Origin of the sequence: Streptomyces luomodiensis (assembly GCF_031679605.1) — a bacterium.
Classification (GTDB): Bacteria; Actinomycetota; Actinomycetes; order Streptomycetales; family Streptomycetaceae; genus Streptomyces; species Streptomyces luomodiensis.
On sequence record NZ_CP117522.1, the window covers coordinates 8,243,478 to 8,266,494 of the forward strand.

The 23,017-nt window shown below is 71.6% G+C and carries 3 protein-coding genes (1 of these 3 running past the window's edge); all 3 read left to right on the top strand.

The window, feature by feature from the left end; genetic code table 11:
* Tightly spaced (at most 9 nt apart), the 3 genes in view from PS467_RS34900 to PS467_RS34910 form a layout consistent with a single transcriptional unit that may run on beyond the window.
* Positions 1-15,446, top strand: partial view of a non-ribosomal peptide synthase/polyketide synthase gene (locus PS467_RS34900; RefSeq protein WP_311038549.1) — the 3' portion only. It extends 5,239 nt beyond the left edge of the window; only the last 15,446 of its 20,685 coding nucleotides appear in the window; its start codon lies off the left edge, out of view; its stop codon occupies positions 15,444-15,446.
* A gap of 1 nt (position 15,447) precedes the next feature.
* On the top strand, positions 15,448-22,416 hold the full coding sequence (locus PS467_RS34905; RefSeq protein ID WP_311038550.1) for a non-ribosomal peptide synthetase: 6,969 nt from the start codon (positions 15,448-15,450) through the stop codon (positions 22,414-22,416).
* 9 nt (positions 22,417-22,425) lie between these two features.
* Positions 22,426-22,998: a hypothetical protein gene (locus tag PS467_RS34910; RefSeq protein WP_311038551.1), complete on the top strand. Its 573-nt coding sequence runs from the start codon at positions 22,426-22,428 to the stop codon at positions 22,996-22,998.
* Positions 22,999-23,017 lie beyond the last annotated feature (19 nt).

Genomic DNA, 23,017 nt, shown 5'->3' on the forward strand with positions numbered 1-23,017 from the left:
CCACCGGCACCCCGAAGGGCGTCGTGGTCACCCACGGCGGCGTGGGCAGCCTGGCGGCCAGCCATATCGCCCGGTTCGGGTCCGCACCTGGCGCGCGTGTCCTCCAGTTCGCCTCGCCGAGCTTCGACGCCGCGTTCGCCGAGTTCTGCACCGCCCTGCCCGCCGGGGCCACCCTCGTCATGGCGGACCGGGACATGCTGCCGCCGTACGGGTCGCTGGCCGCCGTGGCCGCCGAGTTCGGCGTGACACATCTGACCGCGCCGCCGTCCGTGCTCGCCGCCGCCGAAGAACTGCCCGCCACCGTGACCACCGTGGCGGTGGCGGGCGAGGTGTGCCCGCCCGCGCTGGTCGCCCGGCTGGCGCCGGGCCGGCGGATGCTGAACGCCTACGGACCCACCGAGGCCACCGTCTGCGTCACCCTGAGCGACCCGCTCACCCCGGCCGACGCCGATGCCCCGGTGCCGATCGGCCGGCCACTCGAGAACGGGCAGACCTACGTCCTGGACGAGTTCCTGCAACCCGTCGCCGCCGGTGTCACCGGAGAGCTCTATCTCGCCGGCCCTGGCCTGGCCCGTGGCTACCTCGGCCGCCCGGCGCTGACCGCCGAGCGCTTCGTGGCCTGCCCGTTCGCCGCCGCCGACGAACCCGGCACCCCCGGCGGACGGATGTACCGCACCGGTGACCTGGCCTACTGGACCCCGGACGGCCGGCTCGTCGTCGTCGGCCGGGCCGACACCCAGATCAAGATCCGTGGCTTCCGGGTGGAACCCGGCGAGATCGAGGCCGTCCTGGACACCCACCCGGCCGTCGGCCGGTCCGCCGTCGTGGTCCGCGAGGACCGCCCCGGGGACCGGCGGCTCGTCGCCTACGTCGTCCCCGAGGACACCAAGGGACCGGCCGGCGGGCTGCGGGAGTACGTGGCCGAGCGGCTGCCGGACCACCTGGTCCCCGCCGCGGTGATGGCGCTCGACACCCTCCCCCTCACCGTGAACGGCAAGCTCGACCGCGACGCCCTGCCCGCCCCCGACTACGCGGGCCTGACCGGCCGGCACGCGCCCGCGACCCCCATCGAGGAGGCGCTGTGCGGACTGTTCGCCGAGATCCTCGGCCTCGACCGGATCGGCGTCGACGCGTCGTTCTTCGCGCTGGGCGGTGACTCGCTCCAGGCCACGCGGCTGATCGCCCGGATCCGCGCCGTCCTGGACGCCGAGCTGAGCATCCGGCAGCTGTTCGCCGAGCCCACCGTCGCCGGGGTCGCCCGCCGGCTCACCGGCGGGGGCGAGGTACGGCCGCCGCTCACCCCGCAGCCCCGGCCGGAGGCCGTACCGCTGTCGTTCGGGCAGCGGCGGATGTGGTTCGTCAACCAGATGGAGGAGGCAGGGCAGGGCGGCGAGGCCGCGTACAACCTCCCGCTGCGCTATCGCATCTCCGGCGACCTCGACGTGCCCGCGCTGGAAGCCGCCCTGGGCGACCTCGCGGACCGGCACGAGAGCCTGCGCACCCGCTACCCCGAGACGGACGGCGTACCGCGCCAGCACGTCCTCGACCGCCAGGCCGGCCGCCCGCCACTGGTCGTCCTCGACACCCCCGCCGACCGGGTCGAGCAGGTGCTCGCCGCACAGACCGAGGAACGCTTCGACCTCAGCGCCGACCTCCCGTGGCGCATCAGGCTGCTGAAGACGGGACCCGAGGAATACGTGCTGCTGATCGTGGCGCACCACATCGCGGTCGACGGCTGGACGATGGACCTGCTCCTCAAAGACCTGCGGCTGGCCTACGCGGCCCGGCGAGCAGGCCACGCCCCCGGCTGGCAGCCGCTGCCGGTGCAGTACGCCGACTACACGCTCTGGCAGCGCCGGCTGCTCGGTGACCTGACCGCCCCCGACAGCCTGATCAGCGCCCAGTTGGACTACTGGCGGCAGACCCTGGCCGACGCGCCCCAGGAACTCGCACTGCCCGCCGACCGGCCCCGTCCCGCCATCTCCTCGTACCGTGGCGGGGCGGCCGGGGTGCGGATCGGCGTGCCCACCCATGCCCGGCTGGCGGAGGTCGCGCGACGCGGCGACGCCACCATGTTCATGGTTGTGCACGCGGCGCTGACGCTGCTGCTGTCCCGGCTGGGCGCGGGCACCGACATCCCCATCGGCACGGCGACGGCGGGCCGTGGGGACGCGGCGCTGGACGGGCTGGCCGGTTTCTTCGTCAACACGCTCGTGCTGCGCACCGACCTGAGCGGCGACCCCACCTTCGAGCAGCTGCTGGCCCGGGTGCGGGACACCGATCTGGCCGCCTACGCACACCAGGACCTGCCCTTCGAGCACCTCGTCGAAGACCTCAACCCCGTGCGCTCGCTGGCCCGGCACCCGCTGTTCCAGGTCATGCTCTCCGTGCAGACGATGCCACCCCAGCGGTGGGAGCTGCCCGGCGTCGAGGTGCGGCCGATGACACCCGGGGCAGCGGCGGCCCGGGTCGACATGTCGCTGACCCTGGCCGAGCACCGGGACGGCGAGGGCAACCCGGCCGGGATCGACGGCCATCTGCTGTACGCCACGGACCTGTTCGACGAGGCCACGGCGTGCGCGGTGGCGGAGCGGCTGGTGCGGGTGCTGGAACAGATCGCCTCGCATCCGGCGGCTCGGGTGAGCGAGCTCGATGTGCTGGGTGGTGCGGAGCGGGAGCGGGTGGTGGTGGGGTGGAACGAGACCTCTGCCGAGGTGCCGGTGGCTTCCTTGGGGGAGTTGTTCGATGCCCAGGCGGCTCGGACTCCGGGTGCGGTGGCCGTGGTGGGTGCCGGTGGTGAGGTGTCGTCGTACGGGGAGTTGCGGGAGCGGTCGGATCGGGTGGCGGGGGTGCTGGCCGCGCGGGGTGTGGGGCGCGGTGATCTGGTGGCGGTGGTGTTGGAGCGGTCGGTGGATGTGGTGGCGGTGTGGCTGGGGATTGCCAAGGCCGGGGCGGGGTTCGTGCCGGTGGATCCGGCGTATCCGGCCGAGCGGATCGGGTGGATGCTCGAAGACGCGGAGCCTGCGCTCGTTCTGTGTGCTGAGGGGACGCGGGCGCTGGTCCCGGCTGGGGTGGAGTGCTGGGCGTGGGATCCGTCCGGGACGGCTGAACCGGCGCCTGTGGTCTCGGTGGGTGCGGATGATGTGGCGTATGTGATTTATACGTCGGGTTCGACGGGGCGCCCGAAGGGTGTGGTGGTGACGCATCGTGGTCTCGGGAATCTGGCGGTGGCGCAGATCGAGCGGTTTGCGGTGGGTGCTGATGCGCGGGTGTTGCAGCTGGCGTCGTTGAGTTTCGATGCGGCGGTTTCCGAGATGTGTATGGCGCTGCTGTCGGGTGCTGCTGTGGTGATGGCGGGCGCGGACAGGTTGCCGCCGAATGGTGCGTTGGGTGAGGCGGTGGCGGAGTTCGGGGTGACGCATGTGACCGTGCCGCCGTCGGTGCTGGCGACGGTGGAGGAGTTGCCGGAGAGCCTGCGTACGTTGGTGGTGGCGGGTGAGGTGTGTCCGCAGGGGCTGGTGGAGCGCTGGGCTCCCGGACGGCGGATGATCAACGCGTACGGGCCGACCGAGGTCACCGTGTGCGCGACGATGAGTGGGCCTCTCGATGTGGGTGGCCCGGTGGTGATTGGGCGCCCGATCCGCAATGCGAAGGCGTTCGTGCTGGATGTGCATCTGCGGCCGGTGCCGGTGGGTGTGGTGGGTGAGTTGTATGTCGCGGGTCCGGGGCTTGCGCGCGGTTATCTGCGTCGCCCCGGGTTGACGGCGGAGCGTTTTGTGGCGTGTCCGTTCACGGGTGGGCGGATGTATCGGACCGGTGATCTCGTGCGGTGGACGGCCGATGGTGAGTTGGTTTTCGTGGGCCGTGCGGATGAGCAGGTGAAGGTTCGTGGGTTCCGGGTGGAGCCGGGGGAGATCGAGGCGGTGCTCGCGGCGCACGGGGGTGTGGGTCAGGTGGCCGTTGTGGTGCGGGAGGACCGTCCCGGTGACAAACGGCTCGTCGCGTACGTCGTCGCTGCGGAAGGGGAAGCGGACCCGGCCGGGCTGCGGGAGTACGTGGCCGAGCGGCTGCCGGACCACATGGTCCCCGCCGCGGTCGTCGCCCTGGATGCCCTGCCGGTCACGGTGCACGGCAAGCTGGACCGCGTCGCCCTCCCCGCTCCCGACTTCACCGACGTCGCGGAGGGGCGCGCTCCCGCCACTCCCACCGAGGAGATCCTCAGCAGCCTCTACCGCGAGGTCCTCGGGCTGGAGTGGGTCAGCGCCGACGCCTCCTTCTTCGAGCTCGGCGGCGACTCCCTGCTGGCCATGCGGCTCATCGCCCGCATCCGTGCCGTCCTCGACACCGACGTCAGCATCGGTGACCTGTTCGCCGCCCCGACCGTCGCCGGCGTCGCCCAGCTGGTGGGCGAACTCGGCGGCGAGACCCGGGCGCCGCTGACGGCGCGGCCCCGGCCGGATGTGCTGCCGCTGTCGTACGAGCAGCAGCGGATGTGGTTCCTCAACCGGCTCGAGAACACCGGCGAGGGTGCCGCGTACAACCTTCCCCTGGCTCTGAGGCTCTCCGGCCCCCTCGACGTCGCCGCTCTGGAAGCCGCCCTCGGCGACGTGGCCGACCGGCACGAGAGCCTGCGCACGATCTTCCCGGAGACCGCGGGCGTTCCCCGTCAGCAGGTCGTGCACGGCGCGGCGGGTCGGCCCGCGCTGACGGTGGTGCACACGACCGCCGCCGAGGTGCCCGCGCAGCTCGCGGCGTACGGGAACCAGCCGTTCGATGTGCGCACCGAACTGCCGTGGCGCATACGGCTCTTGGTGACCGGCCCCGCCGAGTACGTGCTCTTGGGCGCCGTCCACCACATCGCCGCCGACGGCTGGTCGATGGGCGTCCTCGCGGGCGACATCGGCGCCGCCTACGCGGCCCGGTGCGCGGGTCGGCCGCCCGGATGGGAGCCGCTGCCGGTGCAGTACGGGGACTACGCGCTGTGGCAGCGTGAGGTGCTCGGTGACCTCGGTGATCCGGGGAGTGTGATCAGCGGGCAGCTGGCCTACTGGCGGGAGACGCTCGCCGGTGCCCCGCAGGAGCTGGATCTGCCGACCGACCGGCCCCGCCCGGCGGTGTCCTCGTTCATCGGCGGCGAGATGCCGTTCGAGGTGGGCGCGGAGACGCACGCCCGGCTGGTGGAGCTCGCCCAGCGCGGCCGGGCGACGATGTTCATGGTGGCGCACGCGGCGCTGGCGGTTCTGCTGGCGCGGATGGGCGCGGGTACGGACATCCCCATCGGTACGGCGACGGCGGGCCGTGGGGACGCGGCGCTGGACGGGCTGGCCGGTTTCTTCGTGAACACCCTCGTACTGCGCACCGACCTGAGCGGCGACCCGACGTTCGGCGAGCTGCTGGCGCGGGTGCGGGAGACGGATCTGGCCGCGTACGCGCATCAGGACGTGCCGTTCGAGCGGCTGGTCGAGGACCTCAACCCGACCCGGTCGCTGGGCCGGCACCCGCTGTTCCAGGTGTCGCTCACCCTGCAGAACCTGCCGCAGAGCCGTCGGCAGTGGGAGCTGGCCGGGCTGGAGGTGAGCGGCCTGCCCGCCGCCTCACCGGCGGCCCGGTTCGATCTGTCGGCGACGGTGGCCGAGCGGCGTGACGCGGACGGAGCGCCGACCGGACTGGTGGGCTCGTTGCTGTATGCGGCTGATGTGTTCGATGAGGGTTCGGTGGGGTTGTTGGCGGGGCGGTTGGTGCGGGTGTTGGAGCAGGTGGGGGCTGATCCGGGGGTGCGGGTGAGCGAGGTCGATGTGCTGGGTGGTGCGGAGCGGGAGCGGGTGGTGGCGGAGTGGAACGCCACCGAGCGGGCCGTTCCCGTCCGGTCCTTGGTGGAGTTGTTCGGTGTGCGGGTGGCTGAGTCGCCGGGTGCGGTGGCGGTGGTGGGTGTGGATGGCCGGGAGTGGTCGTTCGCGGAGCTGGGGGAGTGGTCGGACCGGGTGGCGGCTGGGTTGGCTGCGCGGGGTGTGGGGCGTGGGGATGTGGTGGGTGTGGTGTTGGAGCGGTCGGTGGAGTTGGTGGCGGTGTGGTTGGGGGTGTTGAAGGCGGGTGCGGGGTTCGTGCCGGTGGATACGGGGTGGCCGGCAGCCCGGCGCGGATTGGTGTTGGGGCAGGTGGGACTGGTGGTGGCGGACCGGGGTTCGGGGGTGCCGGGTGCGGTGTCGGTGGATGAGCTGTGTGAGGGGCGGGGTGTGGCGCCGGATGTGGTGGTGTCGGCGGAGGATGTGGCGTATGTGATGTTCACGTCCGGTTCCACGGGTGTGCCGAAGGGCGTGGCGGTCGGGCATGGTGCGCTGGCCGCGCTGGTGGTGGACGGGTGCTGGAGTGCGGCGGCGCGTGGTCGTGTGGTGTGGCATGCGCCGCATGCGTTCGACGCGGTGCTGTTGGAGGTGTGGGTGCCGTTGGTCAGTGGTGGCCGGGTGGTGGTGGCGCCTCCGGGGCGGTTGGACGCGGCCACGTTGGCGGGTCTGGTGGCGGCGTATGGGGTGACGGCCGTGCATGTGACGGCTGGTTTGTTCGGGGTGCTGGCGGAGGAGTCGCCGGAGTGCCTGTCGGGTCTGGCCGAGGTGCTGACCGGTGGGGATGTGGTGCCCGCGGGGGCGATCGCCCGGGTCAAGGCGGCGTGTCCCGGGATCGAGATCCGGCATCTGTACGGACCCACCGAGACGACTCTGTGCGCCACCACTCATGTCGTTCCCGGCAAGAGCGAGGCTCCGGTGGTGTTGCCGATCGGCAGGCCGCGTGACAACACCAAGGCATTCGTCCTCGACGAATACCTGAGGCCCGTCCCCGTAGGAGTGAGGGGCGAGCTGTACCTCGCCGGCGCCGGACTCGCACACGGATACACGGGTCACCCCGGCCTCACGGCCGAGCGCTTCGTCGCCGCGCCCTTCGCCGAGCCGGGGGCACGGATGTACCGCACCGGTGACCTCGCACGCTGGACCGCGGAGGGCGAGTTGGTCTTCGCGGGTCGGGTGGATGAGCAGGTGAAGGTCCGTGGGTTCCGGGTGGAGCCGGGGGAGATCGAGGCAGTGCTCGCGGCTCACGGGGGTGTGGGCCAGGCCGCGGTCGTCGTGCGGGAGGACCGCGAGGGGGACAAGCGGCTGGTCGCCTACGTGGTGTGGGACGGTGCGGGTGACGTGGCCGGGCTGCGGGAGTACGTGGCCGAGCGGTTGCCCGATTACATGGTCCCGGCCGCCTTCGTTCCCCTCGGTGTCCTTCCCGTGACCGCCAACGGCAAGCTCGATCGCGCCGCGCTTCCGGCCCCCGACTTCGGTGGCGCCACCGCCGGGCGGGGCCCGGCCACACCCACCGAGGAGATTCTCTGCGGGCTGTTCGCCGAGGTGCTGGGCCTGGAGTGGGTCGGCGCGGAGGACTCCTTCTTCGACCTCGGCGGCGACTCCCTGCTGGCCATGCGGCTCATCGCCCGCGTCCGCGCCGTCCTGGGCGCGGAACTCACCATCGGCGAGCTCTTCGCCGCCCCCTCGGTCGCCGGTGTCGCCCGGCTGGCCGGTGCCGCGACCGGCCAGGCACGCTCGGCACTGGTCGCGCGCCCTCGGCCGGAGGTACTGCCGCTGTCGTACGAGCAGCAGCGGATGTGGTTCCTCAACCAGCTCGAAGGGGCGGGCGAAGGCGCGGCGTACAACCTTCCCCTCGCCCTGCGGATGTCCGGCGACCTGGACCTCGCGGCGCTGGAAACCGCCCTGGGCGACATCGCCGACCGGCACGAGAGCCTGCGCACGATCTACCCGGCGGCCCAGGGCGTTCCCCGCCAGCAGGTGCTCGAAGGCGCCGCCGGCCGGCCGCCACTGGTCGTGGTGGACATCACCGAGGACGAGATCGAGGAAGCCCTCACGACCCACCTGGGCCGCGGCTTCGACGTCAGCGTCGACCTGCCCTGGCGCGTCCGGCTGCTCAGGACCGGCCCCACGGACCACATCCTGCTGATCGTGGCACACCACATCGCGGTCGACGGCTGGTCGATGGGCGTCCTCACGCAGGACCTGGAAACCGCCTATACCGCACGCTGCCAGGGTCGGCTGCCCGGGTGGGAACCGCTGCCGGTGCAGTACGCGGACTACGCGCTCTGGCAGCGCGACGTGCTCGGCGACCTCGGCGACCCGCGAAGTGTGATCAGCGGGCAGCTGGCCCACTGGCGGGAGACGCTCGCCGGCGCGCCCGAGGAGCTGGAACTGCCGACCGATCGGCCCCGCCCGGTCACGCCGTCGTTCCGTGGGCACACCCTGCCGGTGGAGGTGGCCGCGGAGACGCACGCCCGGCTGGTGGAGCTGGCGCGGGACGGCCGGGCGACGATGTTCATGGTCGTGCAGGCCGCGCTGGCGGTTCTGCTGTCGCGGCTGGGCGCGGGTACCGATATCCCCATCGGTACGGCGACGGCGGGTCGTGGGGACGCGGCGCTGGACGGGCTGGCGGGGTTCTTCGTCAACACGCTGGTGCTGCGCACGGATGTCAGTGCCGACCCGACGTTCGGCGAGGTGCTGGCGCGGGTGCGGGAGACGGATCTGGCCGCGTACGCGCATCAGGACGTGCCGTTCGAGCGGCTGGTCGAAGATCTCAACCCGACCCGTTCGCTTTCCCGGAACCCACTGTTCCAGATCACCCTCGTCCTCCAGAACCTGCCCGTGTCCCAGGGACGGTGGAATGTCCCCGGACTGCGGGTCGGGCCGCTGGAGGCCACGTCGCAGGAGTCGACCGCCAAGTTCGACCTGTCGCTGACCCTCGCCGAACGGCGGAACACCGAAGGCGATCCGGCCGGGCTCTCGGGCTCGCTGCTGTATGCGACCGATCTGTTCGATGAGGGCACGGTGCGGTTGTTGGCGGAGCGGTTGGTGCGGGTGTTGGAGCAGGTGGGGGCTGATCCCGGGGTGCGGGTCAGTGAGGTCGATGTGATGGGGGAGCTGGAGCGGGCGCGGGTGGTGGCGGAGTGGAATGCCACGGAGCGTCCGGGGCCGGTGGATTCGGCGGGGGCGGCGGCGTCGTTGGTGGAGCTGTTCGGGGCGCGTGTTGCTGAGGCGCCGGGTGCGGTGGCTGTGGTGGGTGTGGATGGCCGGGAGTGGTCGTATGGGGAGTTGGCGGAATGGTCGGACCGGGTGGCGGGTGCGCTGGCCGCGCGGGGTGTGCGGCGTGGCGACCTCGTGGGTGTGGTGATGGAGCGGTCGGCTGAGTTGGTGGCGGTGTGGCTGGGAGTGGCGAAGGCCGGAGCCGGTTTTGTGCCGGTGGACACGGGGTGGCCGGCAGCACGGCGCGGGCTGGTATTGGGGCAGGTGGGGTTGGTGGTGGCGGACCGGGGGCTCGGGGTGCCGGGTGCGGTGCCGGTGGACGAGCTGTTCGGTGCGCTGGAGGGTGTGCCGGGTGCGGTGCCGGATGTGGTGGTCTCGGGGCAGGACGTGGCGTATGTGATGTTCACGTCCGGTTCCACGGGTGTGCCGAAGGGTGTGGCGGTGGGCCATGGTGCGCTGGCCGCGCTGGTGACGGATGGGTGTTGGAGTGCGGCGGCGCGTGGTCGGGTTCTGTGGCATGCGCCGCATGCGTTCGACGCGGTGCTCTTCGAGGTGTGGGTGCCGTTGGCCAGTGGTGGCCGGGTGGTGGTCGCGCCGCCGGGCCGGATGGACGCGGGCACGCTGGCGGGGTTGGTGCGGGCGTATGGGCTGACGGCCGTGCATGTGACGGCTGCTCTGTTCGGTGTGCTCGCTGAGGAGTCGCCGGAGTGCCTGTCGGGCCTGGCCGAGGTGCTGACCGGTGGGGATGTGGTGCCCGCGGGCGCGATCGCCCAGGTCAAGGCGGCTTGCCCGGGGATCGGGGTCCGGCATCTGTACGGCCCCACCGAGACCACCCTGTGCGCCACCACACACATCGTCCCCGCCCACGCCGAACCTCCGGTGGTGTTGCCGATCGGCAGGCCGCGCGACAACACCAAGGCATTCGTCCTCGACGAATACCTCAAGCCCGTCCCCATCGGGGTGCGGGGCGAGCTCTATCTCGCCGGCGCCGGCGTCGCACACGGCTACCTCGGCCGACCGGGGCTGTCGGCGGAGCGGTTCGTGGCATGCCCGTTCACGGGCGGCCGGATGTACCGCACCGGCGACCTCGTGCGGTGGACGGCCGAGGGTGAGCTGGTCTTCGGGGGCCGAGCGGACGAGCAGGTGAAGATCCGTGGCTTCCGGGTGGAGCCGGGGGAGATCGAGGCCGTGCTCGCCGCACACGAGAGCGTGGGTCAGGCCGCGGTCGTCGTCCGTGAGGACCGAGAGGGTGACAAGCGGCTCGTCGCCTACGTCCTCCCCGCGGCGGGCGACGGCACCCAAGACCTGGCCGGGTTGCGGGAGTACGTGGCCGAGCGGCTGCCCGCGTACATGGTCCCGGCCGCCCTCGTTCCCCTCGACACCCTCCCCGTCACCGCCAACGGCAAGCTGGACCGCGCCGCCCTCCCCGCCCCCGACTTCGGTGGCACCACCGCCGGACGGGGCCCGGCGACACCGACGGAGGAGATCCTCTGCGGGCTCTTCGGCGAGGTGCTGGGCCTGGAGTGGGTCGGCGCCGAGGACTCGTTCTTCGAGCTCGGCGGGGACTCCCTGCTGGCCATGCGGCTCATCGCCCGGATCCGGTCGGTCCTGGGCACCGTACTCAACATCGGCGAGCTGTTCGCGGCTCCGACGGTGGCCGGTGTGGCCCGGCTGTTCGACGCCACCTGCCAGGACGGTACCGCTCGGCCCGCGCTGACCCCGCGGCCGCGGCCGGACGTGCTGCCGCTCTCCTACGCCCAGCGGCGCATGTGGTTCCTCAACCGGCTCGCAGACGTGGGCGAGGGCGCGGGCTACAACCTTCCGCTGGCGCTCCGGATATCGGGAGACCTGGACGTCGCCGCGCTGGAAGCCGCCCTCGGCGACGTCGCCGACCGGCACGAGAGCCTGCGCACGGTCTTCCCGGAGACGGACGGCGAACCGCGCCAGCGGGTCCTGGCGGGCGAGGCGGGCCGGCCGCCGCTCATCGTCGTCGAGACCACACCGGACGAGCTCGGTGCGGCCCTGGCGGCGCACTCCGGGCGCGGCTTCGAGCTGAGCGCCGAACTGCCTTGGCGCATCCGGCTGTTGGCGACCGGCCCGGCGGAGTATGTGCTGCTGATCGTGGCGCATCACATCGCCGTTGACGGCTGGTCGATGGGTGTGCTCGCGCGGGACATCGGTGTGGCGTATGCCGCCCGGCGGGCGGGTGGCGCGCCGGGGTGGCAGCCGCTGCCGGTGCAGTACGCGGACTACGCGCTCTGGCAGCGCGAGGTGCTGGGTGACCCGGAGGACCCGGACAGCGTGATCAGCGGCCAGCTGGACTACTGGCGCGAGGCGCTGGCCGACGCGCCCCAGGAGCTGGCGCTGCCGACCGACCGGCCGCGCCCGCCCGCGTCCACGTTCCGGGGCGGCACGGTGCCCCTGCGCGTGAACGCCGAGACCCACGCCCGGCTGGTGGCGGCCGCCCAACAGGGCAACGCGACCATGTTCATGGTGGCCCAGGCCGCGCTGGCCGTACTGCTGGCGCGCCTGGGCGCGGGCACCGACATCCCCATCGGCACCGCGATCGCCGGCCGTGGCGACGAGGCCATGGACGACCTGGCCGGGTTCTTCGTCAACACGCTGGTGCTGCGCACGGATGTCAGCGCCGACCCGACGTTCAGCGAGGTGCTGGCGCGGGTGCGGGAGACCGATCTGGCCGCCTACGCCCATCAGGACGTGCCGTTCGAGCGGCTGGTCGACGTGCTGAGCCCGGCGCGGTCGCTGTCGCGCAACCCGCTGTTCCAGGTCATGCTCGCGCTCCAGAGCGCCGCGCCGGAGGAGTGGGAGCTGCCCGGCCTGGCGGTCGACACCTTGCCGTCGACCGCGGATCCGGTGGCCCGCTTCGACCTGTCGGTGACATTGATCGAGCACCGTGATGGGGCGGGGGCTCCGGCGGGGTTGGGCGGGGCGTTGCTGTATGCGGTGGATTTGTTCGACGAGGGTACGGCGCGGGGGTTGGTGGAGCGGTTGGTGCGGGTGTTGGAGCAGGTGGGAGCCGATCCGGAGGTGCGGGTCAGTGAGGTCGATGTGCTGGGTGTGGGTGAGCGGGTGCGGGTGGTGGAGGAGTGGAATGCCACCGGGGCCGTGGTGCCGGACGGGTCGGTGGTGGAGCGGTTTGAGGGGTGGGTCAGGGTGGCGCCGGATGTGGTGGCGGTGCGGTGTGGTGAGGAGGTGTTGTCGTATGGGGAGTTGGATCGGCGGGCGAATCGGTTGGCGCGTTTCCTGAGCGGGGTTGGTGTGGGTCGGGAGTCGCGGGTTGCGTTGTGTTTGCCGCGGTCGGTGGGTGTGGTGGTGGCGGAGTTGGCGGTGTGGAAGGCCGGTGGTGCGTTTGTGCCGTTGGATCCGGAGTATCCGGTGGACCGGCTGGGGTTCGTGATCGCGGACAGTGGCGCGCAGGTGGTGTTGGGTACGGCGGAGAGTCTGTCGGGGGTGCCGCTTGGCGACGCTCGTGCTGTTCTTCTTGAGGATGTTGGCGGGGTTTCGGATGAGCCGTTGGGGACGGTGATCGTGCCGGAGCAGTTGGCGTATGTGATCTATACGTCGGGTTCGACGGGTCGTCCGAAGGGCGTGGCGGTTGCGCATGGTGGGGTGGCGAATCTGGCTGAGGTGATGCGTCCGGTGTTGGGGATGGACGCGGGTGTGGTGGCGTTGCAGTTCGCCTCGTTCAGTTTTGACGCCGCCGTTCTGGACGTTGCGGTCACCCTTGCCTCTGGTGGCACTTTGGCTGTGGCGACGGCGGAGGAGCGCAGGGATCCGCAGGCGTTGGCGGGGATGGTGGGGCGGTGTGGGGTGCGGGTGGCGAGTGTGGTGCCGTCGTTGTTGGGGGTGTTGGACCCGAGCGCTGTGGCGGGGGTGGGGAACTGGGTGTTGGGTGCGGAGCGGTTGAGTGCGGAGCTGGCGGGGCGGTGGTCGGCGGGTGCGCGGGTGTGGAACACCTACGGCCCGACCGAGGCCACTGTCATCACCACCGCCACCGCCGGCCCGCTGGACCCGGCGTTGGAGGAGGCCCCGCCGATCGGCCGCCCGCTCCCCAACGTGCGTGTCTATGTCCTGGATGCGTTCCTGAACCCCGTGCCGGTGGGTGTCGTGGGCGAGGTGTATATCGCTGGTGCCGGTCTGGCGCGGGGGTATATCGGTCGTGCGGGGTTGTCGGCGGAGCGGTTTGTGGCGTGTCCGTTCGCGGTTCCGGGTGGGCGGATGTATCGCAGTGGTGACCTGGCGAAGTGGACGGCGGATGGTGAGCTGGTCTTCGCGGGGCGGGCTGATGAGCAGGTGAAGATCCGTGGTTTCCGTGTCGAGCCCGGCGAGATCGAGGCCGTTCTCAGCGGTCACCCGGCCGTGGCCCAGGCTGCCGTGGTCGTCCGTGAGGACGGTCCGGGGGAGCGCCGTCTCATCGCTTATGTGGTCCCCGATGGCGAGCTCGACCCGGCGGTCCTGCGTGGCCTGGCCGCCGACCGGTTGCCGGAGTACATGGTCCCGTCGGTTGTCGTGCTGGAGGCGTTGCCGCTGACGGTCAACGGCAAGCTGGACCGTTCCGCGCTCCCGGCCCCGGACACGGCCGGTATGGCCGGGGGCCGCGCGCCCGCCACCCGCACCGAGGAGATTCTCTGCGGGTTGTTCGCGGAGGTGCTGGGGCTGGATGAGGTGAGTGCGGATGCGTCGTTCTTCGAGTTGGGTGGTGACTCGATCATGTCGATGCTGCTGGTGTCGAGGGCGCGCAAGGCGGGTTTGGTGGTGTCGGCGCGGCAGGTGTTCGAGCGGCGGAGTCCGGCGGAGTTGGCTGTGGTGGCCGGTGATGTGGCCGCTGGTGGTGGTGTGGTGGGCAGTGGCGATCCGGGTACGGGTGAGGTGCCGTTGACGCCGGTGATGCTGGAGTTGCTGGGGCGGGCCGGGGCGGAGCGTGTGGGTGGGGTGTATCAGTCGACGGTGGTGGTGGCTCCGGCGGGGATGCGGCTGGAGACGTTGACCGAGGCCGTTCAGGCGGTGGTCGATCACCATGACATGCTGCGGGCGCGGCTGGACGTCGAGTCCGGGCCTCGTCTCCTGGTTCCCCCGAGCGTGTCCGTGGCCCCTTGGGTGCATCGGGTCGACGCGGCCGGAGCCGGGGCCGGAGGTGACCTTGACCGTCTCATCGCCGAGGAGTCGCGGGCCGCCGCGGACCGGCTGGATCCGCGGGCGGGTGTGATGGCGCAGGTGGTCTGGTTCGACACCGGCCCGGACACCCCCGGACGGCTGCTGATCCTCCTCAACCACCTCGTGGTGGACGGCGTCTCGTGGCGCGTCCTGCTACCGGACCTGGCCGAGGCGTACACGGAGCTGGCCGCAGGCCGTGAGGTCGTGCTGGAGCCGGTGCCCACCTCCTTCCGGCACTGGGCCCGTGCCCTCCAGGCAGATGCCACCGGTCAGCAGAGGCGTGCCGAACTCCCCGCCTGGACCCAGGTACTGGACGGTGCCGACCCGCTGCTCACCCCACGGGCCGTGGACCCGGAGCGGGACCTCGGCGGCACCGTCCGGCAGCTGTCGGTGCAGGTGTCCACGGAGGTCACCTCGGCGCTGCTGACCAGTGTGCCGACGGCGTTCCACGCGGGTGTCGACGATGTGCTCCTGACCGGGCTGACGGCGGCGGTGACCGAGTGGCGGCGCAGGCAGGGCCAGGACACCGCCGCGTTCCTGCTGGACATCGAGGGCCACGGCCGGGTCCCGCTGGCCGAGGGTGTGGATCTGACGCGTACGGCGGGCTGGTTCACCAGCAGCTACCCGGTGCGGCTCGACATCGGCGTCGTCGACTTCATGGAGCTGCGCTCCGGCGGGGCCGTGGCGGGACGGGTCGTCAAGCGAGTCAAGGAACAGCTGCGGGCCATCCCTGGCGACGGGCTGGGCTACGGGATGCTCCGGTATCTCAACCCCGAGACCGCACCCACGCTCGCCGCGCTGCCGACGGCCCAGATCGGCTTCAACTACCTGGGCCGCTTCCCCGGCCGCCAGAGCCGGCAGCCCGTGGAACAGCACGCCTGGCAGACCGTCGGCGAAGGCGGCCGGGGCGGCGGCGCCGACGACCGGATCCCGGTCATGCACGCCCTGGAGGCCATGGGCGTCGTCCACGACCTGCCCGACGGCCCGCAGCTCACCCTCATCGTGTCCTGGCCGGCGGAGCTGCTGGCGGAGTCGGCCGCCCGGAGCCTGGCCGACGGCTGGGCCGCGATGCTCACCGGGCTGGCCACGCACACCACGGACGACGGCACCGGTGGCCACACCCCCTCCGACTTCCCGTTGGTGGAGATCAGCCAGAGCGAGTTGGACGAGTTCGAAGCGACAGCGCAGCAGATGGAAGAAGGAGCTTGAGATGACCGACTCCGCTCTGGTGGGGGTATGGCCGCTGTCGCCGCTACAGGAGGGCCTGCTCTTCCATGCGATGTACGACGAGGAGGGCATCGACGTCTACGTCGAGCAGATGATCCTCGGTCTGGAGGGCACGCTCGACGCCGCAGCCCTGCGTGCCTCGTGGCAGGCGCTGCTCGACCGGCACGAGAGCCTGCGCGCCGGCTTCCAGCGGCGCGCCTCCGGAGCGCCGGTCCAGCTGATCATGCGCCGGGTGACGCTGCCGTGGCGGGAGGAGGATCTGTCCGGGCTGGACGCTGAGGTGGCCTGGACGGAGTCGGAGCGGCTCGGGGTCGAGGAGCGGGAGCGGCGTTTCGATCTGGCGGTGCCGCCGCTGCTGAAGGTGTTGCTGGTGAAGGTCGGGCCGGAGCGGTACCGGATGATGGTCACGTTGCACCACATCCTGCTGGACGGCTGGTCGTTGCCGGTGCTGATGCGGGAGCTGTGGACGTGTTACGAGGCCGGTGGCAGCGCCCACGGCCTGCCACCCGTCACCCCGTACCGCGAGTATCTGGCCTGGCTGGCCCGGCAGAACAAGGAAGAAGGCATGGCGGCCTGGCGGCGGATGCTGGCCGGTGCCGATGAGCCGACGCTGGTGGCGCCGGCCGAGTACAACGGGGCGCCGACGCACTCCGCCATGGTGTCCGCCAAGGCGAGCAACGACCTGGATCAGGCGCTGCGCGAGCTGACGCGCCGCACCCCCGGCCTGACCCTGAACACGGTGGTTCAGGCCGCCTGGGCCCTCGTCGTCGGAAAGCTGACCGGCCGACGGGACGTGGTGTTCGGCGCCAGCGTGGCCGGGCGGCCGCTGGACCTGCCGGGCATGGAGAGCATGCTGGGACTCTTCATCAACACGGTGCCCGTACGCGTGCGCTTCGACCCGGCGCGGTCGGTCGCCGAGACGCTGACGGAGTTACAGAGCGAGCAGTCGGCACTCGTTGATTACCAGTACCTGAGCCTCAGTGACATCCAGCGGCAGGCCGGGCCCGGCGCGATGTTCGACACGATCATGGCGTTCGAGAGCTTCCCCTCGGGCACGAACGCGCGGAAGCCGTCGGGCGACGAGGCCGGTCGACGCGGACCGGGCGGACTGAAGTTCACCGAGCACGGCCTCCGGGAGTCGATCAATTACCCGCTTGGCCTGGTGGTCGGCCCGAGCGGCGGCCTGGGCATGCGGCTGAGCTACCGACCGGACCTGTTCGATGAGGAGACGGCCCAGGGGCTGGTCGACCGGGTGCTTCGGGTGCTGGAGCAGATGGCGGCTGACCCCGAGGCGCTGGTCGGTCGGCTGGATGTGCTGGGTGTGGGGGAGCGGGTGCGGGTGGTGGAGGAGTGGAATGCCACCGGGGCCGTGGTGCCGGGCGGGTCGGTGGTGGATCGGTTTGAGGGGTGGGCCAGGGTGGCGCCGGATGTGGTGGCGGTGCGGTGTGGTGAGGAGGTGTTGTCGTATGGGGAGTTGGATCGGCGGGCGAATCGGTTGGCGCGTTTCCTGAGTGGTGTTGGTGTGGGTCGGGAGTCGCGTGTTGCGTTGTGTTTGCCGAGGTCGGTGGGTGTGGTGGTGGCGGAGTTGGCGGTGTGGAAGGCCGGTGGTGCGTTTGTGCCGTTGGATCCGGAGTATCCGGTGGACCGGCTGGGGTTCGTGATCGCGGACAGTGGCGCCGAGGTGGTGCTGGGTACGGCGGAGAGTCTGGCCGGGGTGCTGGTGGGCGACGCGCGCGTGGTGTATGTGGAAGAGGCGGACGGGGTCTCGGATGAGCCGTTGGGGACGGTGATCGTGCCGGAGCAGTTGGCGTATGTGATCTATACGTCGGGTTCGACGGGTCGTCCGAAGGGTGTGGCGGTTGCGCATGGTGGGGTGGCGAATCTTGCTGAGGTGATGCGTCCGGTGTTGGGGATGGACGCGGGTGTGGTGGCGTTGCAGTTCGCCTCGTTCAGTTTTGACGCCGCCGTTCTGGACGTTGCGGTCACCCTTGCCTCTGGTGGCACTTTGGCTGTGGCGACGGCGGAGGAGCGTAGGGATCCGCAGGCGTTGGCGGGGATGGTGGGGCGGTGTGGGGTGCGGGTGGCGAGTGTGGTGCCGTCGTTGTTGGGGGTGTTGGACCCGGGCGCTGTGGCGGGGGTGGGGAACTGGGTGTTGGGTGCGGAGCGGTTGAGTGCGGAGCTGGCGGGGCGGTGGTCGGTGGGTGCGCGGGTGTGGAACACCTACGGTCCGACCGAGGCGACCGTCATCACCACCGCCACCCCCGGCCCGCTGGACCCGGCGTTGGAGGAGGCCCCGCCGATCGGCCGCCCGCTCCCCAACGTGCGTGTCTATGTGCTGGATGCGTTCCTCAATCCGGTGCCCGTAGGCGTCGTGGGCGAGGTGTATATCGCTGGTGCTGGTCTGGCGCGGGGGTATATCGGCCGTGCGGGGTTGTCGGCGGAGCGGTTTGTGGCGTGTCCGTTCGCGGTTCCGGGTGGGCGGATGTATCGCAGTGGTGACCTGGCGAAGTGGACAGCCGACGGTGACCTGGTCTTCGCCGGGCGGGCTGATGAGCAGGTCAAGGTGCGTGGTTTCCGTGTCGAGCCGGGTGAGATCGAGGCCGTTCTCAGCGGTCACCCGGCCGTGGCCCAGGCTGCCGTTGTCGTCCGTGAGGACGGTCCGGGGGACAAGCGGCTGGTCGCCTATGTGGTCCCCAGTGGTGAGCTTGACGTGGCGGTGGTGCGGGAGTTCGCCGCGGACCGGCTGCCGGAGTACATGATCCCGTCCGTTGTCGTGCTGGAGGCGTTGCCGCTGACGGTCAACGGCAAGCTGGACCGTTCCGCGCTCCCCGCCCCCGACACCACCGGAACGACCGGGGGCCGCGCCCCCGCCACCCCCACCGAGGAGATCCTCTGCGGGCTGTTCGCCGAAGTCCTCGGCGTCGAGCGGGTCAGCGCGGACGCCTCGTTCTTCGAGCTCGGCGGTGACTCGCTGCTGGCGATGAGGCTCATTGCCAGGATCCGGGCGGTCCTCGACACCCGGATCTCCGTCCGTGAGCTCTTCACCGCCGCCACCGTCGCCCTCCTCTCCCGCCGCATCGAGGAAGAGGGCAGCGCGGACGGCCGGGCCCGCCCCGCGCTGGTGCCGTTCCTCCGGCCGGACTCCGTACCCCTGTCGTACGCCCAGCGGCGGATGTGGTTCCTCAACCGCCTCGAAGGTGTCGGGGAAGGCGCGGGCTACAACCTGCCGCTGGCGCTCAGCCTTTCGGGCGAGCTCGATGGGGCTGCGCTGGAGGCGGCGCTCGGGGATGTCGCCGACCGGCATGAGAGCCTGCGTACGGTCTTTCCCGAGACCGATGGCGAACCGCGGCAGCGCGTACTGACGGACGGCGCCGGCCGGCCGCCGCTGGTGGTCGTGGAGACCACGGAGGACGAACTGCCGCAGGCCCTGGCGGCGTACTCCGCCCGCGCCTTCGACCTGAGCGTCGATGTGCCGTGGCGAGCGCGGCTGTTGAAGACGGGGCCGGCGGAGCATGTGCTGCTGATCGTGGCGCATCACATCGCGGTCGACGGCTGGTCGATGGGTGTGCTGGGCCGGGAGATCGGGGTGGCGTACGCGGCCCGGCGGGCAGGCCGCGCGCCCGGCTGGGAGCCGTTGCCGGTGCAGTACGCGGACTACGCGCTCTGGCAGCGTGAGGTGCTGGGTGATCTGGAGGACCCGGACAGTGTGATCAGTGGCCAGCTCGGCTACTGGCGCGAGGCGCTGGCCGGTGCACCGCAGGAGCTGGTGCTCCCTGCCGACCGGCCCCGGCCGACGATGTCCTCCTTCCGCGGACGCTCCCTGCCGGTGCGGGTGAGCCCGCGGGTCCACGCCCGGCTGGTGGCGCTCGCCCAGCGTGGGCGGGCCACCATGTTCATGGTCGTCCAGGCGGCACTGGCGCTGCTGCTGTCGCGGATGGGCGCGGGGAAGGACATCTCGATCGGCACGGCGGTGGCGGGGCGTGGGGACGCGGCCCTGGACGGGCTGGTGGGGTTCTTCGTCAACACGCTGGTCCTGCGGACCGATCTGAGCGGCGATCCGGCCTTCGTGGAGTTGTTGGCCCGGGTGCGGGAGACGGATCTGGACGCGTACGCGCATCAGGACGTGCCGTTCGAGCGGCTGGTCGAGGACCTCAATCCGGCCCGGTCGCTGGGGCGCAATCCGCTGTTCCAGGTCTCTCTGGGCATGCAGGGCGCGCCGCTGGGTGAGGAGCGGTTGTGGAATCTGCCGGGGCTGCGGGTTCGCCCGTGGGAGTCGGAGGCGGAGGCTTCGGCGCGTGTCGACCTTGCCGTCGACCTGGTCGAGCACCGCGACGGAGACGGCAACCCGGGCGGGATCCATGGCACGTTCCTGTATGCCACCGATCTCTTTGACGAGCGGACGGTGGAGGCGCTGGCGGAGCGGCTGGTGCGGGTGCTGGAGCAGATCGCCTCGGATCCGGCGGCCCGGATGAGCGAGGTCGAGGTGCTGGGCCGTGGGGAGCGGCAGCGGGTGGTGGCGGGGTGGAACGAGACCTTTGCCGAGGTGCCGGTGGCTTCCTTGGGGGAGTTGTTCGACGCCCAGGCGGCTCGGACTCCGGACGCGGTGGCGGTGGTGGGTGCGGATGGTGAGGAGTGGTCGTACGGGGAGTTGCGGGAGCGGGCGGATCGGGTGGCGGGAGCGCTGGCCGCGCGGGGTGTGGTCCGCGGTGACCTGGTCGCCGCGGTGCTGGAGCGGTCGGCGGACCTGGTGGCGGTGTGGCTGGGGGTGGTGAAGGCCGGGGCGGGGTTCGTACCGGTGGATCCGGCGTACCCGGCGGAGCGGATCGGGTGGATGATCGGGGACGCGGCGCCCGCGCTCGTCCTGTGCTCCGAGGAGACGCGGGCGTTGGTTCCGGCCGGGGTGGAGTGCCTGGTGCGGGACCCGTCCGAAGCGGTGGGGCCGGCGCCCTCGGTCTCGGTGGGTGCCGATGATGTGGCGTACGTGATCTACACGTCGGGTTCGACGGGTCGGCCGAAGGGTGTGGCGGTGACGCATCGCGGCATCGGGAACCTGGCGGCCGTGCAGATCGAGCGGTTCGCGGTGGGTGCTGACGCGCGGGTGCTGCAACTGGCGTCGCCGAGCTTCGATGCTTCGGTGTGGGAGTTCATGGCGCTGCTCGCGGGTGCCGCTCTGGTGATGGCGGACCCGGCCAAGCTGCCGCCGAACGGCTCGCTGGCCGCCACGGTCAAGGAGTTCGGCGTCACCCATGTGAACGTGTCGCCGTCGGTGCTGGCCGCCGTGGAGGAGTTGCCCGACAGTCTCGGCACCGTCGTGGTGGCGAGTGAAGTGTGCCCGCCGGCGCTGGTGGAGAAGTGGGCACCGGGGCGGCGGCTGGTCAACGGGTACGGCCCGACCGAGGTCACTGTCTGCGCCACCCTGAGTGCGCCCCTCGAGGCGGCTGGTCCGGGCCCGGTGCCCATCGGCCGTCCGATCCTCAACACCCGGGCGTTCGTACTCGACGAGCATCTGCACCCCGCGCCCGTGGGTGTGCTGGGCGAGCTCTACGTCACGGGCCCGGGGCTCGCGCGTGGCTACCTCGGCCGTCCGGGTCTGACCGCGGAGCGATTCGTGGCGTGTCCGTTCACGGGCGGGCGGATGTACCGCACCGGTGACCTCGCCCGGTGGACGGCCGACGGTGAGCTGGTCTTCGGTGGCCGCGCCGACGAGCAGGTCAAGGTACGTGGTTTCCGTATCGAGCCCGGGGAGATCGAGGCCGTCCTCACCGGCCACGAGAGCGTTGACCAGGTGGCGGTGATCGCCAGGGAGGACCGCGCCGGGGACCGGCGCCTGGTGGCCTACGTCGTCCCGGACGGTGCGGTGGACACGACCCGGTTGCGGACGTTCCTGGCCGACCGGCTGCCCGACTACATGGTCCCGGCCGCCTTCGTGACGCTCGACGCGCTCCCCGTCACGGTGAACGGCAAGCTCGACCGCGCCGCCCTCCCCGCCCCGGACTTCACCGGCGCGGCGACAGCGGGACGTGGCCCCCGGACGCCCACCGAGGAGCGCCTCTGCGCACTCTTCGCCGAGGTGCTCGGTCTGGAGCAGGTGGGTGCCGAGGCGTCGTTCTTCGATCTCGGCGGCGAGTCGATCCTCGTGATGAAGCTGATCGCCCGGATCCGCGCCGTCCTCGGTGCCGAGGTCAGCATCCGCGCACTGTTCACCGCCCCGACCGTCGCCGACGTGGCCCGGCTGCTCGACGCCGGAACGGACGCCGATGACACCGGCACCGGTCTGCTGCTGCCGCTCCGGACGGAAGGCGACCGATCGCCCCTGTTCTGTGTCCACCCGAGCACCGGCCTGGGGCGCTGCTACGCGGAGCTCACGGACCACCTGCCGCCGGACCGTCCGGTCTACGCGTTGCAGGCCCGCGGTTTGGCCACGGACGAGCCGCTGCCGGACACCGTCGAGGAGATGGCCGCGGACTACGTCGCGCGGATCCGGACCGTACAACCGGCCGGGCCCTATCACCTCCTCGGCTGGTCGTTCGGCGGCACCGTGGCCCATGCGATGGCAGCGCTGCTGCAACGGCAGGGCGAGACGGTGGACCTCCTCGTCAGCCTCGACGGCTACCCGGGCACCGAGGAGGCGGAGCCGGCCGAAGGGCCGGCCGGCCGGCAGCGCAGGCGGGTCCGGACGCTCTCGGAGATCCAGCGGGTCAACGCGCACAACATCCGCCTCCTCCAGCACCACACGCCCGGCGTCTTCCACGGGGAGCTGCTGCTCTTCGTCGCCACGGAGGGCCGGCCCGGGTCGGCCCCGGCGCGGACGGCTCCGGACGGCTGGGCGCCGTACGTCGACGGGCGCGTCGAACGGGTCCGGATCGCCTGCGATCACGACGGGATGCTCACCGGAAAGCCCCTCGAAACGATCGGCCGGCTCATTTCCGCGCAGCTGCTCACGAAGGAATAAGGAGAGGGTATGGACGAGAGGGAGAACGCGGCCGCGGGCGGGGCGCCCGAGGGCACGCGCCGGCAGAGCCGAATCGGCATTCTGGTCGTTTCAATCGGGGCCGCCCTGGCGATCGCCATGGTGGCGGGCGGACTGGGCTTCGCGCTCGGCTCCGATGATTCTTCCCCGAAAAGCTCCGCGGGCGCCGGTTCGGGGGACAAGAGGGCCAAAAGTATGGCTTTCGTCGAATGTCTGCGGGAGAACGGGGTGCCGGACTTCCCCGATCCCGCCGCGGACGGCTCCATTCTGCTCGACCCGAACAGCGGTATAGACGTCGGGGGCGGTGCGTACAAGAAGGCGGAGAAAGCCTGCGAGCGTCTGATGCCCGAAGGCCGCCGGGCCTCACCGCCACCCGGCGGGATGCCCGATCTGACGAAGTACGTGGAGTGTATGCGGAAGAACGGCGTGCCCGACTTCCCCGATCCCGAAGGGGGCGGCTTCGCTCCCGAGAAGGCCGGGATCGATGTCGAGTCGTCCGAGTTCCGGGACGCCCACAAGGCCTGCCGGCAGCACCTGCCCGCCGGGGCGCCGTCGCCCGCGTAGCCCCGTGGGGCGCCTCCCG